This window comes from Rhodococcus sp. 05-2254-5, assembly GCF_002258575.1.
In the GTDB taxonomy this organism is placed as follows: Bacteria; Actinomycetota; Actinomycetes; order Mycobacteriales; family Mycobacteriaceae; genus Rhodococcoides; species Rhodococcoides fascians.
Map to the genome: position 1 here is coordinate 137,353 of NZ_NOZG01000014.1, position 16,227 is coordinate 153,579.

Sequence of the window (16,227 nt, forward strand, 5' to 3'; positions counted from 1 at the left end):
ACCCGCGAACGGGACTCAGCCGAACAGGGCCGCGCCGTTGCTCCAGCACACGGCGCGAACCCACTCGTCGCCGAGTCCGAGACGGGTCACCGCCTGCAGCGCGTCCAGGTAGGGGTACGGGATGTTCGGAAAGTCGCTCCCGAACAGAATGCGATCCTGCAGGTCCAACAGCCGCGGCATCTCGTGCCGGGGAAACGGCGCAGCGGCTTCGGAGAAATCCGTGAAGGCCATGGTGGTGTCCAGACGTACGTTCTCGTATCGATCGGCCAGATCGAGAAAGTCGACGTACTCGGGCATGCCCATGTGCGCGACGATCAGCGGTAGCGTCGGAAACCGCTGCAGCAGAGCGGCGATCGGCTCGGGGCCGGTATACGAGCCGGGTGCCGGTCCGGAGCCGCAGTGGATGACCACCGGAATCTGCGCATCCGAAATGGTGCCCCAGACGCCGTCGAGCAGCGGGTCGTTGGGCGAGTAGTTCCCGACCTGGATGTGCGACTTGAAGATTCGGGTTCCGTTCGTCACCGCCTGCTCGACGTACTGCGTGGCTCCGTCCTCGGGATAGAACGTCGCAGTCTGCAGGCAATCGGGGGTGCGGGCCGCGAAGTCGGCACCCCAGGAGTTCAGCCAGGCCGCCATCGCAGGTTTGTGCGGGTAGATCATCGACGTGAATCGCCGCACGCCGAACCCTCGAATCACCTGCAGTCGTCGGTCTTCGGCGAAGCGGTACGAGATGGGCCAGACGCTGCCCGTCAGCGGGCCGGCGCTGTCGAAGTAGCTCCACACCTTGTCCATCACGTTCTTCGGCATGAAATGCGTGTGGACGTCGAACAGGCCGGGCAACGCCAGCTCGGTCCAGAACGCGACGATGCGTTCGGTCTCCTCCGCGAGTTCGGCGTCGGAGCGAGGGTGCTCAGCGTGCGACATGCGCGTCGAACCACTCGAGGGTCTTGGTCCACGCGTCGCCTGCGGCTGCGGCATCGAACACGGCAGGGCGGTCGTCGCAGTGGAAGCCGTGCTTGCTGTGGGGGTATCGGGTGATCTCGGTGCCGACCGGTGCCGTGGCGGTGATCTCCCGCAGTGTCTCGACGTCCTGGAACGGAATGCCCTCGTCCAGATCTCCGAAGAAGCCGTGCCACGGTGTCTGGAGGGCGTCGCCCACCGAGGCCATCGCGGGATAACCGAAGCGGCCCTTCGTGATTCCGCCACCGTAGAACGTGGCGGCCGCACCGAGTTGCCGTCGAACCGCGGTGTGGAAGGCCACGGTCCCGCCCATGCAGAAGCCGACGATCGCGATGGACGAGGGCTCGAACCCCAGTTCGGCCAGCGCACTCGCCGCCGCGTCCACGTCGGAGTCCACCTCGTCCGCCTCGAGTTTCCCGATGGCCGCCATGGCGGAATCCATGTCCGAATAGTCGAGCACGCTCACACCTTCCTGCCGGTGGAACAGATGCGGAGCCACGGCTACCCAGCCTGCGGCCGCGACCCGATTGCAGACGTCGACGATGTGGTCGGTGACCCCGAAGGCTTCTTGGATGACGATGACGCCGCCGCGGGCGGTGCCGTCGGGCGAGACGACGGTGAGGGGAGTGGTGTTCACCCCTCGATTGGAGCACATCACCAGGAGTGGATGCCGGTAGCGGCGGTGAGTACGGCAGTTTTGTACCGTGGCAGGCAGGGAACGATCCCGACCGAGAGGACACTTCATGCGCGCGGTACAGATCTCCAGTCTCGATGGACCCGATTCGGTGACCGTTGCCGATATCGACGAACCCACCGCGCGTGACGGGTCGGTGTTCATCGAGGTCAGGGCCGCGGGCGTCGCGTTTCCCGACGCGTTGCTCACCCGTGGGCTGTACCAGTACAAGCCCGAGTTGCCGTTCGTTCCGGGCAGCGAGATCGCCGGCATCGTGCGGTCGGCTCCGGCCGATTCCGGCTTCTCGGCCGGAGACCGCGTGGCAGCGTTGACGGGGCTCAGCGACGGTATGGCAGAAGTCGCCGTCGTCTCGCCCGACACGGTGTTCGCGTTGCCCGAGTCCGTGTCGCTCACTGCGGGCGCGGGCTTGCTGTTCAACGATCTGACGGTGCATTTCGCGTTGCGCGAGCGCGGCCGCTTGGCGCAGGGCGAGACGGTGTTGGTGCACGGCGCGGCGGGCGGGATCGGAACCTCCGCTCTGCGAATGGCTCCGGTGCTCGGGGCAGCACGGGTGATCGCAGTGGTGAGCTCGGAAGCAAAGGCAGACATCGCGCGAGCCGCCGGAGCCACCGACGTCGTACTGGTCGACGGCTGGAAGGACGCGGTCAAGGAGCTGACCGGCGGCCGTGGCGTCGACGTGGTCGTCGATCCGGTAGGCGGTGACCGGTTCACCGACAGCATCCGTTCGCTCGCGCCGTCGGGCCGAATCCTGGTGCTGGGCTTCACCGGTGGCGAGATCCCGACCGTCAAGGTCAACCGGTTGCTGCTGAACAACGTCGATGTCGTCGGCGTCGGGTGGGGCGCGTGGTGGATGACGCGCCCCGGCTACCTGGCTACTCAGTGGGCCGAGATCGAGCCGCTGCTCGCGGACGGTTCGCTCGTGGCTCCCGAGCCGTCCGTCTTCCCCGTCTCCGACGCGGCAGCAGCGATCGCCTCGCTCGAAAACCGAACGGCAGCAGGGAAAGTGGTTCTCGACTTCAGTCTGTGATCGGGTGCGCGGGCTGCCGGATCACTCCGGCAGCTCGATGCCCCGTGCCTCGGACAGCGCTGCGATCTCGGCGGGAAAGACGTTCTTGAACACGAACGGGTCGGTGCCCAACGCCCAGTTCGGTGCGAGTTCGATGGCATACCTCTCGAAGTAGCCGAGCTGCTTGGCCACCAGGATCAGTTCCTCGGGACTGGACGTCTTGTACTGCTTGCCCATGCCGACCAACGCCCGGATGAAGTCCGCCAGGCTGAAGTGGGCGAGGGTGGTCGAGAGCATCGGCGCGAACACCGACTGCAGAATCGCGCCGACTTCGGCGTCCGAACCCATTTGCGGGGCAACGATTCCCAGACGTTTGACGGTACCGGCGAGGCGGGTGAAGTCGCCGTCGATGACCGTGGCGTGGAAGAGGTCGAGCAACAACGCGCGCCACTGCTCGTCCACCTCGCCCATGACGCCGAAGTCCAGAAAGGCCACTCTGCCGTCGTCGAGCACCCAGACGTTTCCCGCGTGCACGTCGCCGTGGAACAGGCCGTGCAGTACCAGGGCCTCCATCCAGACCTTGGCGGCACGGCGGACGATCAGCTCCGATTGCTCACCCGGCCGGTATCGGTCCAGCGGCGAGCCGTGCATGCGCTCCATGCAGATCACGCGTCCACCGCAGTAGTCGAGAAACACCTCGGGTGCGGTGACGTGCATGTTGTCGCCGAATGCCCCGATTGCACTGCGAAAGCTGTGCTGGCGCTTGGCTTCCACTGCGCTGTCGAGTTCTGCGAACGTCGCGGCGTGCAGGTCGACGATGATGGCCGACGCGTTGGCCGTGGCGAAGAACGGAATGAACTTCTCGAGACCGCGCGCGATGAGATATGCGATTCGCAGGTCGATCTTCATGCGGTGGTAGATGCCTCGCCGCTGTACCTTCATGACCACTTCGCGGCCATCATCGCGGCGCACGCACAGGTGTACCTGGGCGACCGACGCCGACGAGAGCGGTACGTCGTCGAACGAGGAGAACAACTCGTCGACGCTCCGGCCCAGGTCTGCCTCGATCACCGCGCGGGCCTGTGACCCGGGAAACGGCGGCACCTCGTCCAGGCATCGCAGACAGGTGTCGGCGAGGACCTTGGGAAACAGTCCGGGCGACGAACCCATCAGTTGCCCCACCTTGACGAAGGTGGGGCCGAGCACGAAGAACGCGTCGACGACGGCCTTGGAGGCGTGAACCGGCCAGCCGCGCCGCGGCGCACGAACCCAGCGGCCGATGGCGATGAACTGAAAGTACGTCAGCACCGATCCGATCACGATGAGTCGCAACAACTCTCGTATCCCGAAGGTCTTCAGCTCGGGTGCCGGCTTCGGCGTCGTGTCGTCAGGTGTCATGCGTGCACTCCCGCCGATACGCGTGCGGCCGAGGCTTCGAGTCGGGCCAGCACCCGGTCGAATCGTGTGGCATCGTCGAAAGCCCGTGCCAGCACCAACGCCCCCTGGATTCCGGCGACGATCTCTTCGGCCAGCTCGGCCGCCGAGTCGCCGTGTCCGAGCCGCTGCAACACCGGAGTGAGTGCCTCGATCCACTGGGTGAAATGCGCGGCGACACGGCTGGAGAAGGTGGCACGCTCGAGCCCGAGCGTGAACGCGCCGAACAGGCACACCAGGCGATTGGACCGAAAATAGCGGGCGGTCTGCTGAAACATGTCGTGGGTCGTCGACGCCGCGTCGTCTCCGTGCCGCAGCGGCTCGAAGACGTTGTGGTGGAACCACAGCTCGACGTCGTCGAGGACTGCCTCGGCCATTTCCTGCTTTCCCCGCGGAAAGTAGTGGTAGAGACTGCCTTTGCCGAGTCCGGTGCATCTGCTGATGACCGCGAGGGACGACCCGTCGAACCCGTGGTCGCGGAACACTCCTGCGAGTATCGGCACCACGTCGTGGCGATCGCTCATGAGCCGGTACTGTACCAATCGGTACAAGCCCGGTGCATCGGGGTCGCCGGGAGTGGAGCCTGCGGAATGACCCATCGGGTAGAGCGCGGTGAATACTGCAGTCGTGAAGAGAACTACCGTCCTGGCCGCTGGAGCCTTTCTTGCCGGCGGGGTGACCTACCTCGCTGCCGAAGCGATTTCGGCGCTGGGCTGGACCGACCGACCGTACAGCTACGCGCGCAACAACATCAGTGACCTCGGGATTCCGGACATCTCACCGTGGCACCCGGTGATGAACACCGGCTTTGTGGTGGACGGGGCTCTCTTCGCTCTTGCCGGCCTCGGATTGTCGGTGTTGTTCGAGGGGCGAGCGCGCTGGATCGTGCTGGGCACGTCGGTCGTGCACGGCGTCGGCAGCATCGTCGTCGGGCTGGCGCATGCTTCGGTCGACGGAGCATCGACTCCGCATGCAGCGGGCGCGGGTATGGCGATCATCGGTGGAAACCTGGTGCTCCTGGCTGCAGGCCGGTACGGCGGACGCGTCGGCGCACCTCGCTGGTACACGACGGCCAGTGCCGCGGCCGGTGTTGCGGGGCTGGCCGGTTTCGCATTGTTTCTCGCCCATACCGGCATCCTCGGCGGCGGAGCGTTCGAGCGTATTTCCGTCTACACCATCATCGGATGGGAGATCGTCACCGGCGCAGCACTTCTCGCGCGGGCCCGGCTATCGAAAGTTCGGTGACTCCTTGGCGAGGAAAGCCCGTACGCCCTCTCGGCCGTCGGCCGACTCGAAGGCTTCCTCGAACACCGGCAGTGCGCGTCGTGCCGGTTCGTGTGGTGACTGCCCGAACGTGAGCGCGAGAGCTCGTTTGTTCGCGTGCACGGCCGAGCGGGACTTGGCGGCCAGCAGGTGTGCCAGGTCCAGTGCCATCGACAACGACCCACCGCGTGGAGCCACCTTGTTGATCAGACCCCATTCCAGAGCTGTCTCGGCAGAGATGGGCTCGCCGAGCAACACCAGTTCGGCTGCGCGCGACTGACCCACCCGCCGCAACGCACGCATGGTCCCGCCACTGCTGGGGACGAGCCCCAGATCGATCTCGGGCAAGCCGAGGCGGGCACCCGCGTCGGCGACGACGAGATCGCAGCACAGCGCCATCTCGAGCCCACCGCCCAGGGCGAACCCGTCGATCGCAGCGACCGTCGGGAGCGGTAGGTCGGCCAGTAATTCGAGGGTCGCGTTCTCGACATTGCTCTTGCGTTCGAGGACGTCTCCTGCCGCCTGCATCGCGGGCATTTCGGAGATGTCCGAACCGGCACTGAACACCCGGTCGCCGGTGAGCACGACGGCCCGGACGGAGGAGTTCTCGGCCAGCTCGCGAAGCATCGCCCGCAGACGTCGCGTCGCAGGCTGGGTCAAGGCGTTCACCGGAGGGTTGCTCAGCGTGATCTGTGCGACCGCCTGGTGTGGAAAAGACAGGACGGGTGACGACTCGGTGGGCATGAAAGAACCGTAGAGCTTTGACCTGGCGATTGGGAGTCTGCCACGACGGCATGTACCGTGGGTATCACCCGACGCGGGGTGGAGCAGCTCGGTAGCTCGCTGGGCTCATAACCCAGAGGTCGCAGGTTCAAATCCTGTCCCCGCTACTACGAAGATCAGGTCCGGCACCGATGGTGCCGGGCCTGATTTCTTTTCTGGGTTCGCCGGACTGGCTCCGGTCAGGGCTGAAGTCTGAATTGCACGACGGCCGTGACGTTTTCGATCGCGTCGTCGAGTGCCTTCAAGCGCGACGGGGCGTCCGGTGCCGACAGGATGTCGAGTCGGTCGGACTGGCCCATCGGGATCAACGAGGCCAGTGACCAGATCTTCTCGGCGGCCGAAATCGGGAGGCTCAGAAAATCCGGAACGCCCGGCGTCACGATGTCCCCGGAGGATTCGAGCCGACCGATCAGCTCGTACAGATCCTCGACCTTGGCCCAGGTGGCGGCGAACTGCGTGTCGGCGATGACGGCATCGACGTCTGCGTCGGGCCATGCGCGGACGTCGGCCATTGGGTAGGGGTCGTCCGGGAGCCACGCGTCGATGCGGATCCGTTCGCCTCCGACGCATTCGAGCAGATACCTGCCGTCTCCGATGGCCTCGTGACCGATGATGTGGGCGATCGTCGCCACATCGTGTCGGACGTCGCCGCCGCCTGCCTCGTGCCCCCGGGCAATGAGAACGACGCCGAAACGAGGATCGTCCATCTTGAGACAGTCCTGTACCAGTGCCTGGTATCGAGGCTCGAAGATGTGCAACGGGAGACGTTCGCCCGGTAGCAACACGCTGCCGAGCGGGAACATCGGGATGACGCTCACGGGCGCTGGAGCGGCATGGCTGCCGGGGTGATCTCCGTCGGCGCGCTGTGGTCCGCGTCGCTCGAGTCGGTGTGGTTGGCGGCCAAGAACTCGTCCAGCAGCCGGAAGAAGAAGTCCGGCTCGTCGAGCTGCGGGAAGTGGCCGGCGTCGGGAAAGATCTCGACGCGACTGTTGGGTACCTCGCGTCGGATGTTGTCCGCATGCTTGGCGGGAATCATGCGGTCCTTGCCGCCCCAGATCAGCAGCGAGGGAATGGACTCGAACTTCTCGAAATGCTGCTTGGCGCTGACGGTTTGGCCGCGAGGACCCACGACGGCCCGCGTCGACGCCAGAAATGCCTCCCGCGTCGATCGGTCTGCGACCGATCGGAACGAGCGCCACGTCTCGGCCATGCTGGGGCCGGGCTCTACCGGAACCCCCCACTTGCCCAGTCGAGCCAGCACACCTTCGGTGTTCCTGCGGAACCAATCCGAGGCCAACATCGGAAGCACCAGTTCGCTGCCGGGTAGCGTCGCGGCTTTGAGTAGCAAGCTGACCTCCGGGCCGAGCCCGCCGCTGCTGACCAGCACGAGGCGATCGACCCGTTCGGGAAAGAGGTACGTCATCTGCATGACGATGCCGCCGCCGAGCGAGTGGCCGACCAGTGGTGCCGACTCGATGTTCAGGTACTCCATCAGGTCGCGGATGGTGGCCGCGTGCGAACTGAGCGAATAGTCGCCGGACGGTTTGTCGGAGTCACCGTGCCCGAACAGGTCGGGTGCGATGACCCGATACCGGTCCGACAGTCGCTCGATCTGCGGGCCCCAGGACTTGTGCGATCCGAGCAGCCCGTGGACGAGAATCACGGGCGGCCCGTCGCCGATATCGACGTACCGCAAGACGTCCTTGTGTAGTTCCACCGACTGCAGTTCGTACGATGCGCTCATGGTCGACCTCCCTGTCTCGGTTCGGGCCGGTGGCTCGGCTAATTAGCCGTCCGGCACAAACGTACAAGCTGTGCCGCCACCGCGACAGGCCGTCGCGGGTGATATTCCCAGTCAGCGCGCGTTGTCGACGGTGTCGTCGATGATGTCGGCCAGTTCCTTCGCCATCGGTCCGCGCAACATGTTCGCGTGGTGGCCGGTGATATCGACGAATGTCAGCTCGCCGTGAGCGACTGCTCGCCACGACCGGAGGTCCTTGACGTTCTCGGTGGTGCGAACCACAGTCATCGACCCCGACCACGGAGTCGGCACATGCTTGTTCAACGCCACGTACCCGATGCTGGCGAACACCAACCATTCCATGGTCGTCGGATACCGCAACAGCCCAGCGAATTGCATACGCAGCCACAGCGCAGCCGTACCGGCACGGCCCAGATGGAAGCCGGCGTCTTCTCTGGTCGGTGCGGGCGGCGCTGCCGGGACAGACGTACCCCCGGGAAGCCGGTCCAGGAGATGACGGAACAGCCGGGTGTCGAGAAGTAGCAGATGCGGGGTACCGACGCCGGAATCTCTGATCTTCTCTGCCATCGCGATGGCGATCCAGCCGCCGAGCGAGTGGCCGACAAGATGGAACGGGCCGTCGGGGGCCACCGTCCGGATCGCGTCGACATACCGTGCCGCAGTGGCTCTGATGGTCCGGTCCGGTCGCCCGCGTGTGCCTCGGCCGTGTGCCTGCAGGGCATAGACGGGACGGTCTGCGTCGAGGTGCTTGACCAGATCGAGAAACGCCATCGCGCCCACGCCGGCACCACCGATCAGGAAGATCGGAGCTCCGGTACCCCCGGTGCGCAGCGGGACCAGAACGTCGTGGACACCGGACGAGCTCCGACGTGCGGCGGCGGTGTCGCGAAGCCGAGCGTCGACGGTGGTCGCCAGCGTTCGCACGGTGGTCGACGCGAACACGTCCTGCGGATCGAGGTCGATCTTCAGGTTCTCGCGCAAGTGGGCGAGCATCGCCGTCATGGTCAGCGAGTTGCCACCGAGTTCGAGGAAATCCTCGTCCCGCCCGATGGCGTCCAGTCCGAGTGCAGTGCGAGCGGCCTCCGCGACGATGTATTCGGTGGGGCCGACCGCGGTGCGTTCGACGCGTCGGTCGGACGGCTCGGGCAGTGCTCTGCGGTCGATCTTGCCGCGTTCGTTGCGGGGCATGGCGTCGAGCGCGACGAGGTGGGTGGGCACCATCCATTCCGGCAGGGTTCGGCGCAGGGCGGCCCTGATGTCGGCCTGGCTCGCCCGGACGGTGCGGTCGGAGCAGATGTACGCGACGAGGTCGGTATCGGTGCCGGATCTCCTGCCGATCACCACGGCATCGTCGATGTTCGGCAGCGCGCGCAGTGCTGCCTCCACCTCGGCCGGTTCGACGAGGTAGCCGCGTACCTTGACTGCGTCGTCGATGCGCCCGGCGAGCTGCAATGTTCCGTCCTGATCGAACCGGCCCAGGTCGCCGGTGCGGTAGCGGAACAGGCCGTCGCCGAGGGCGGCGAATTTCTCCGAGTCCACGCCGACATCCTCGAGATAGCCGTCGGCCAGGCACGCCGACGTGACGCGCACCTCGCCGATGACGTCGGGTTCGCACGGGGAGCCGTCGGCAGCAACGACCTCGACGAGCTTTCCTGCGACGGGAGTGCCCGCGGGCAGAAAGCCGGACGGTAGCGCACGGTCGAGGGGGTACTCGCTGAACGCGACGGCCCCGGCCTCGGTGGTCGCGTACCAATTGACGAGTGTGGCGCGGTTGTCGGAAGCCAGGCGGAAGCGGCGCGCGTCGTCGGCGTGCAGAGATTCTCCGTACGTGGTGACGACGCGCAGCGTGGGTACGGTGACCTGGCCCGCGACGGCGCGCAGCAGCGACGACGAGCAGTGCAACGTGGTCAGCGAGTGCTCCGATACCCACTCTGCGATGCTGCCGACCGTGCCGGATCGAGGGTCACGGCAATGAACGGTGGCACCGCTGAGCAGCCCGGCGAACAGAGTGTTCAGGCCCGCGCCGAAACTGACGGGAAGGGCATCGCCGACGCGATCGTGGGTGCCCAACCCCAGCGCGGTCGACACCTCGTACGCCTTGGTCAGGCACATGCGATGACTGAGTACGACGCCTTTGGGCGTACCGGTGGATCCGGACGTGTAGTTGATCACCGCGGTGTGGCCGCCCGAGACCGTCGGCAGCGGTACGCAGGAATCGACCGCTGCGTCGACGGTCGCCGAATCGAGGGTCGAGGCCTTGGCCTGTTCGACGATGCGGTCGCGGCGCTCGTGGGGGAGTTGCGGATCCAGCGGAACCAATGGATGGCCTGCGGCGATGACGGCCAGCATCAGCACGATCGAGTCGACCGACGCGTCCGCCTCGACGGCGACGGGGCGATGATCGGACGGGCGCAGGGCAGCGATCTTGCGTGCCTGCGAGTACACGCGATGCAGCAGCTCGTCGAAGGTCAGTGACGTCCCCGCCGCGTGCAACGCTGCCGCGTCCGGCATCGCGTGGGCTACCTCGCGGTAGCGCGCCATCAGCGTGTCGCGGCCGTCGGGACGACACAGCGGGGCGAGCGCGGATCGTGCCGGTACAGGTCCCGTCGACACAGCTCGGCTCGACACAGCTCGGCTCGACACGGATACCGGCGGCACAGATCGGGTCGGCGCGTACGCGTCCTGAATCGTCATGATTCTCCTTGCACGAGCCCGCCCCGCGAGGTAAGGGTTCGTTTGCGGTACACAAACCTACTTGAAGACTGTTTTACCACCCCTAAAGTAGACGCGGGCCGTCTTTCCGCGCAAGCCGAAAACCGGACATTTCGTAACGAACGGGTGTCGTTACGAAATGCCCGGTGTCGGGGCGACCCTGATCAGAGGTCGGCTATCGCCTCCAGCGGTTTGGTGCGCGCGGCCCGAACGGCAGGCCACAGAGCAGCCAGCACTCCGACCACCGCGGACCCGAGAAGCATCGCGACGACCTGCCCCCAGGGCACCGTCATGGCACCCAGGCCCTCGTCGCGCAGGGTCTGGACGAAGCCCCACCCGAAGGCGATGCCGAGGGCGACGCCGACGATGGCACCGAACAGGGCGATGAGCAGCGACTCGAGGTAGATGATGCGCCGCACCTGCGGTCGCTGCATTCCTATCGCCCTGAGCATGCCGATCTCGCGTCGACGTTCGACGACCGACAGCGCGAGGGTGTTGACGATGCCCAGCACCGCGATGACCACGGCCAGGGCGAGCAGTCCGTACAGCACCGCGAGCAGTGTGTCGATCTGCTGGCCTTGGCTGCCCTTGAACTCTTCGACGTCCTGTACCTGCACCACCACGGACGGTTTGGTCGCAGCCTCGAGGTCGGTGCGCAGCGTACCGAGGTCGGTTCCGGGCGCGGCTTTGACGAGGACCAGCAGATCCGACCGCGTGATGGACGGCGTCACCTTCTCGTAGATGTCGCCCGAGACGATCCAACTGCCGATCAGTGGGTTGTCGGTGAACACACCGGTGACGGTGACGGGAACCGAAGCTCCGTCGACGGAGTCGAACACGACCTGGGTGCCGATGTCCCAGCCCTTGGTGGACGCTTCGGTCTCGGACACCGAGAAGCCGTTGCTCTCGAGGTCTGCGGTGCCCCGAACCATGGACAGGTCGAGCAGCCCTTCCGGGGAGCCGTCGATGGCAGCGCCGAATTCTTCTTCTCCGGCGATCGTGACGAACACCGGATGCAGCACAGCGGTTCGTTCCACCCCGTCGACCTGTTGTGCGGCCGCCGTGGCTCCGGCCGGGACACCGATCGACTGTGGACCGGACAGGATGTAGTCGGCTTCGACGCCGGTGTCGACGAGTGAATCGACACTCGCCTTCGCCGTCGACCCGAGTACCCCAATGACGGTGACGAGCATGAGGCCGAGCATCAACGCGAATGCGGTGGCTGCCGTGCGGCGCGGATTGCGCACCGAGTTGGTTCTGGCCAAGCGACCGATCGCACCGAACGGCCGGGTGAGGACGACCCCGAGCGCTCCCACGACGGGCCGTGACAACGACGGTGCGGCCAGGGCCGTGGCCACGATCGCCGCCACCGCGCCGACGCCGACGGTTGCTGCGGCAGCGCCGCCGGTCGACTGAGCGCCGACGACTATCGCTGCCGCTCCGGCAATACCCAGTCCGACGCCGATGAACGTCCGGGTTCGCAGGGTGTCGCCGGCGGACGCGAACTCCTCGCGCATTGCGGCCACCGGTGGAATCTTGGCTGCTCGCCGCGCCGGTGCGTAGGCGCTGAGGACGGTGACGATGATGCCCACCGCGAAGGCGACGACGACGGTGCGTGGTTCGAGGGCGAGTGGGCCCGACGGCAACCCGAGGTCGAAGGCATTGAGCAGAGCGCGCAATCCGTACGCCAGTCCGACGCCGCCGGCGAACCCCAGCACACTTCCGATGACGCCGACGACGACCGCTTCGAGTACGACCGAGCGACTGACCTGCCCACGGCTGGCTCCGATGGCGCGAAGCAGCGCCAGTTCGCGTACCCGCTGAGCGACGATCATCGAGAACGTGTTGTAGATGATGAACGTGCCGACGAGCAGTGCAATAGCGCCGAACGCGAGGAGGAAGTACGTGATGAACGACAGTGCCGACTCGACCTCGGCCTTGGTTTCGGCCTGGACGTCGGCAGCGGTCTGCACTTTCAGATCCGGGAACGCGGCGGCGATCTCGTCCCTGAGGTCGCTCTGCGTCTTGCCCTGTGCGGCGAGATCGTTGCCCGCGACGTCGATGTACTGCACGTGCGCACCGTCGGTGAACAACTCGTTCGCCTGGCTCTGCACAAACTGAATCCCGATGAAACCACCGGATTCTGTTGCAGTGGAATAGATTCCGGAGATCGTGATGTCGGTGATCCCCTTGGACGGCACGAGTACCTGGGTCGCGTCGCCCACCGTCAGGCCCGCTCGATCGGCGCCACCTGCGTTGATCGCGACCTGGCCGGGCGCGGTGGGGGCCGAGCCGGAGACGAATGTCGCCGGATCGCCGAGCCGCTGCTCGTCCGGCAGGTAGGACTCGCCGATCGTCGGTGCTCCGCCGGATTGCACTGCGGCACCGTCTTTACCCAGCAGAACGAGTTGTCCTCCTACATACGGAGAGACAGCACGCACGCCGGGAAGCGCCGAGATGGCGGCGATGTCCTCGTTGGGTACTCCGCTCGATCGCGCATCCTCGGGGGCGACTCGAACGTCGGCTCCCTGTGCGGTGTCGGCGAACAGTGACGAGAACGTGCGCTGCAGCGTGTCGGTGAAGACGAACGAGCCTGCGACGAACGCGGTTCCGAGTACGACGGACAGAACTGTCAGTGCCAGCCGAACCTTGTGGGCGGCAAGGTTTCGCAGCGACACCTTACGCATGGGGTTGCCCGACGCGGCCCGCGTCGGGGCCTTGTCGGGATTCGATTTCTTGGCGACCGAGTGCGACATCAGTGGACCGTTTCCAGCTTCTTCATGCGCTCGAGGACGGCGTCGGCGGTGGGCGATGCCAGTTGATCGATGACAGCTCCGTCGGCCAGGAACACGACGCGGTCGGCGTAACTGGCCGCTCGTGGGTCGTGGGTGACGATGACGACGGTCTGATCGAATTCGTCTGCGGCCGTGCGCAGAATCGACAGCACCTCACCGGACGAGCGGGAGTCCAGGTTGCCCGTCGGCTCGTCGCCGAACACGATGTCGGGTCGACCGGCCAGTGCACGAGCGCACGCCACGCGCTGTTGCTGCCCACCCGAGAGTTCGCTCGGGCGATGGCCCAGGCGGTCGCGCAGGCCCAGTCGGTCGACGACGGTATCGAGCCAGCCCTGATCCGGGGTGCGTCCGGCGATGTCGAGCGGCAGAGTGATGTTCTCTAGTGCGGTCAGGGTGGGCACCAGATTGAAGGCCTGGAACACGAAACCGATTCGGTCCCTTCGTAACCCGGTCATCTCCTTGTCGGACAGCGCCGTCAGCTCGGTGTCGCCGATCGTGACCGTGCCCGAGGACGCGGTGTCCAACCCGGCCAGGCAGTGCATCAGTGTGGATTTGCCCGAGCCGGACGGGCCCATGATGGCGGTGAATTCTCCGCGGGCGAACTCGACGTTCACCCCGGACAGTGCGTGCACCTGGGTGTCGCCAGAACCGTAGACCTTCGATACGTCGACCGCACGTGCGGCAATGTCGCTCATGGGTGCCAGTGTTTCAGTGTTCGGGCCCGGTCGCTATCAGGGGAGACCCTGAACTCGACCCCTATGATGGGCGTCATGCGCATCGGAGCACATGTCCGCGACAGCAGCGACCCTCTGGGCACGGCCGAGACGCTCGGCGTCGACTTGGTCCAGATGTTTCTGACGGATCCGCAGAAGTGGAACAAGCTCACCCCGCACCCCCAAGGTGAGGCTCTGTTGACCGGAGACGTCGATGTGGTGGTGCACTCGTCCTATGTTCTGAACGTGGCGAGCCTGAACAATCGCATCCGAATCCCGTCCCGCAAGGCGGTCGTCGAACAGGCCGCAGCAGCTGCCGAGATCGGTGCGATCGGTTTGGTGGTGCACGGTGGTCACGTCCGGGAGGGCGAGGACACCGCCAAGGGAATCGACAACTGGCGCAAGCTGTTCGAGCGTCAGGCCGAGCAGGGTGGTTTCGGCGTACCGATCTTCGTCGAGAACACTGCCGGCGGCGACTCGGCGATGGCGAGGCGCTTCGACGACATCGCGCGGTTGTGGGACGCCATCGGGGAGTTCGGTGCCGGTTTCTGTCTCGACACCTGTCATGCGTGGGCCGGCGGCGAAGACCTGATCGACGTGGTCGATCGCATCAAGGCCATCACCGGACGAATCGACCTGGTGCATCTGAACAATTCACGCGACGAGTTCGACTCTGCCCGCGACCGGCACGCGAACCTGGGCACCGGAACCATCGACGCGGACATTCTGACGGCCGTCGCGCTCGCCGCCGATGCACCGGTGATCCTCGAAACCCCGGCCGAGGGAATCGACGACGACGTGAGGCTGCTGAAAAGCCTGTAGCGAATCCGGCGGTTACGAGGGCGCTGCCGTCAGCTCGGTGGTCGCTGCGGCCCACAGCCGGACCAGTTCGTCCATTCCCTCGATACCGACGGACCACGCGACTCGGGCCGACACCAGCCCTGATTCCGTCTCGACGATCGCGATGTCGATGGCGTACTCGTCATGACTGGGATCGGATTCGCGTGCATCGTGTCGGAACAGAATCTGCGCTCCCGGGCGGCAGGCCAGCGCCGGGTAGTTGCGGGTCAGCGGGTAGTCGCGGCCACCGTGAGGTGCCGAGTCCAGCCGTCTGCAGACGTCGTCGACGAGGTACGAGGCGCGGGCGGATTCGGTGAGGGCGTCGACCGGAACGGCGGGGAGCCGGACGGGATGGACGAATCCGGTGTCGTCGACGTCGACATCGACCAGGACGCCCGACGACGAGCCGCGGCGGTTGTCTCGTTGCCACGTGGACACCGCAGATCCGAGCGCGGCGAGCAGCCGAGCGTCGAGCCGGTGCGTGTTCGTGGGAACGGACAGCGTGACCATGGTGCGCTCACGGAGTGGAGACGGCGTGACCTGCAGCGGACGTTCGGCCGGGGTCAGGACAGCGACCCAATAGGGAACCTGTTCGGCGACCTCGGTGCAGAAGGTACGTCCGAGCTGAGCTGGGCTGATCGTCTCGCGATGGGCGAGTTTCAGCGGTGCGAACACGGTCACGCCGAGGAACCCCACTTCCGGTGAAGATTGTCCTAGCCTTACCTAATTCCCTCAGGCTAGCTCGAGTCCGGCCGGTGTGCCAGGACGCCCCCGTCCGATCCCGATTCCACCGCCCGGCGCAGTGCGGGAACGCCTGGTGAGGTCGGTAGCGTTCCCGTCTCCAGGTCCTCGAGCAGGTCCTCGGACCAGCCGAGCAGACCCGTCACGTCGATCCGGTGTGGGGGCTCGACCTCGTAACCGATCAGGCGGTCGTGTCCTTGGCGAAGCAACGAAGCGGCACCTACGCGGTTTCCTCGCATCAGGTGCGTCAATCCGACGGCCAGTTGTGCAAGGCCCTGCCACAGCTCGCGTTCGTCCGGGACGCAGCTCTTCCACGTGCCCTCGAGTACCTCGTGGGCGTGAAACGGCATACGTTCGTCCAAGAATCGTTGCGCTTCGGTGAGCGCGGCGTCCGGTGGAAGACGGAGATCGTCGGGAACCCGGGGTGTTCCGGTGCCGCCGCGGGCCAGCGGGCGGCCGAGGCCGTCGCGCGGCCGGGCGTTGAGGGGCTTGCCCTGCGGGTCGCGCTCGCGTTCGGCCATGGC

Annotated in this window: 15 protein-coding genes and 1 tRNA gene; 4 read left to right on the forward strand and 12 right to left on the reverse strand. The window is 66.1% G+C overall.

The window, feature by feature from the left end; genetic code table 11:
* Positions 1 to 15: 15 nt before the first annotated feature.
* Entirely contained in the window at positions 16 to 924 is a 909-nt protein-coding gene (locus CH278_RS10840) for an amidohydrolase family protein (RefSeq protein ID WP_094621885.1), read from the reverse strand.
* A complete protein-coding gene (locus CH278_RS10845; protein ID WP_256991844.1) occupies positions 911 to 1,597 on the reverse strand; it encodes a dienelactone hydrolase family protein in 687 nt (228 codons plus the stop codon). Before CH278_RS10845 ends, CH278_RS10840 begins: the two co-directional genes overlap by 14 nt.
* Before the next feature lie 106 nt (positions 1,598 to 1,703).
* Between CH278_RS10845 and CH278_RS10850 the strand changes: the two genes are divergently transcribed.
* Positions 1,704 to 2,681, forward strand: coding sequence for an NADPH:quinone oxidoreductase family protein (locus CH278_RS10850; protein ID WP_094621887.1), 978 nt, complete (start codon positions 1,704 to 1,706; stop codon positions 2,679 to 2,681).
* Positions 2,682 to 2,702: 21 nt separating this feature from the next.
* Here CH278_RS10850 and CH278_RS10855 read toward each other — a convergent pair whose 3' ends face one another.
* The gene (locus tag CH278_RS10855; protein WP_057474491.1) at positions 2,703 to 4,058 is read right to left on the reverse strand and encodes an ABC1 kinase family protein; all 1,356 of its coding nucleotides are present in this window, start codon (positions 4,056 to 4,058) and stop codon (positions 2,703 to 2,705) included.
* The gene (locus CH278_RS10860) at positions 4,055 to 4,618 is read right to left on the reverse strand and encodes a TetR/AcrR family transcriptional regulator (protein ID WP_179274422.1); all 564 of its coding nucleotides are present in this window, start codon (positions 4,616 to 4,618) and stop codon (positions 4,055 to 4,057) included. The genes CH278_RS10855 and CH278_RS10860 overlap by 4 nt, the downstream gene beginning before the upstream one ends.
* A gap of 103 nt (positions 4,619 to 4,721) precedes the next feature.
* Here CH278_RS10860 and CH278_RS10865 point away from each other — a divergent pair, with 103 nt between their 5' ends.
* Positions 4,722 to 5,339, forward strand: coding sequence for a DUF998 domain-containing protein (locus CH278_RS10865; RefSeq protein WP_179274421.1), 618 nt, complete (start codon positions 4,722 to 4,724; stop codon positions 5,337 to 5,339).
* Here the strand turns inward: CH278_RS10865 and CH278_RS10870 are convergent.
* A complete protein-coding gene (locus CH278_RS10870; protein ID WP_094621889.1) occupies positions 5,322 to 6,101 on the reverse strand; it encodes an enoyl-CoA hydratase/isomerase family protein in 780 nt (259 codons plus the stop codon). The two genes, CH278_RS10865 and CH278_RS10870, sit on opposite strands and share 18 nt — an antisense overlap.
* Positions 6,102 to 6,173: 72 nt before the next feature.
* Here CH278_RS10870 and CH278_RS10875 point away from each other — a divergent pair.
* Positions 6,174 to 6,247 (forward strand) — tRNA-Met (locus tag CH278_RS10875).
* A gap of 72 nt (positions 6,248 to 6,319) precedes the next feature.
* Here the strand turns inward: CH278_RS10875 and CH278_RS10880 are convergent.
* The 5 genes from CH278_RS10880 to CH278_RS10900 all read right to left on the reverse strand — a co-directional run bounded on the left by CH278_RS10880 (position 6,320) and on the right by CH278_RS10900 (position 14,104).
* A complete protein-coding gene (locus tag CH278_RS10880) occupies positions 6,320 to 6,958 on the reverse strand; it encodes an LON peptidase substrate-binding domain-containing protein (protein WP_094621890.1) in 639 nt (212 codons plus the stop codon).
* Positions 6,955 to 7,884: an alpha/beta fold hydrolase gene (locus tag CH278_RS10885; RefSeq protein ID WP_094621891.1), complete on the reverse strand. Its 930-nt coding sequence runs from the start codon at positions 7,882 to 7,884 to the stop codon at positions 6,955 to 6,957. The genes CH278_RS10880 and CH278_RS10885 overlap by 4 nt, the downstream gene beginning before the upstream one ends.
* 111 nt (positions 7,885 to 7,995) lie before the next feature.
* Entirely contained in the window at positions 7,996 to 10,596 is a 2,601-nt protein-coding gene (locus CH278_RS10890) for an alpha/beta fold hydrolase (protein ID WP_082832178.1), read from the reverse strand.
* Between the two features lie 182 nt (positions 10,597 to 10,778).
* Entirely contained in the window at positions 10,779 to 13,301 is a 2,523-nt protein-coding gene (locus tag CH278_RS10895) for an ABC transporter permease (protein ID WP_094621909.1), read from the reverse strand.
* A 68-nt stretch (positions 13,302 to 13,369) separates the two neighbouring features.
* Positions 13,370 to 14,104: an ABC transporter ATP-binding protein gene (locus CH278_RS10900; RefSeq protein ID WP_032367760.1), complete on the reverse strand. Its 735-nt coding sequence runs from the start codon at positions 14,102 to 14,104 to the stop codon at positions 13,370 to 13,372.
* Between the two features lie 75 nt (positions 14,105 to 14,179).
* On the opposite strand from CH278_RS10900, the gene CH278_RS10905 reads away from it, so the two are divergent.
* Positions 14,180 to 14,944: a deoxyribonuclease IV gene (locus tag CH278_RS10905; protein WP_027495204.1), complete on the forward strand. Its 765-nt coding sequence runs from the start codon at positions 14,180 to 14,182 to the stop codon at positions 14,942 to 14,944.
* A 12-nt stretch (positions 14,945 to 14,956) separates the two neighbouring features.
* Here the strand turns inward: CH278_RS10905 and CH278_RS10910 are convergent, their stop codons facing one another.
* Both CH278_RS10910 and CH278_RS10915 read right to left on the reverse strand, forming a co-directional pair.
* Entirely contained in the window at positions 14,957 to 15,643 is a 687-nt protein-coding gene (locus tag CH278_RS10910; protein WP_143536238.1) for a hypothetical protein, read from the reverse strand.
* A 56-nt stretch (positions 15,644 to 15,699) separates the two neighbouring features.
* A complete protein-coding gene (locus CH278_RS10915) occupies positions 15,700 to 16,224 on the reverse strand; it encodes a DUF309 domain-containing protein (protein ID WP_094621910.1) in 525 nt (174 codons plus the stop codon).
* Positions 16,225 to 16,227 lie beyond the last annotated feature (3 nt).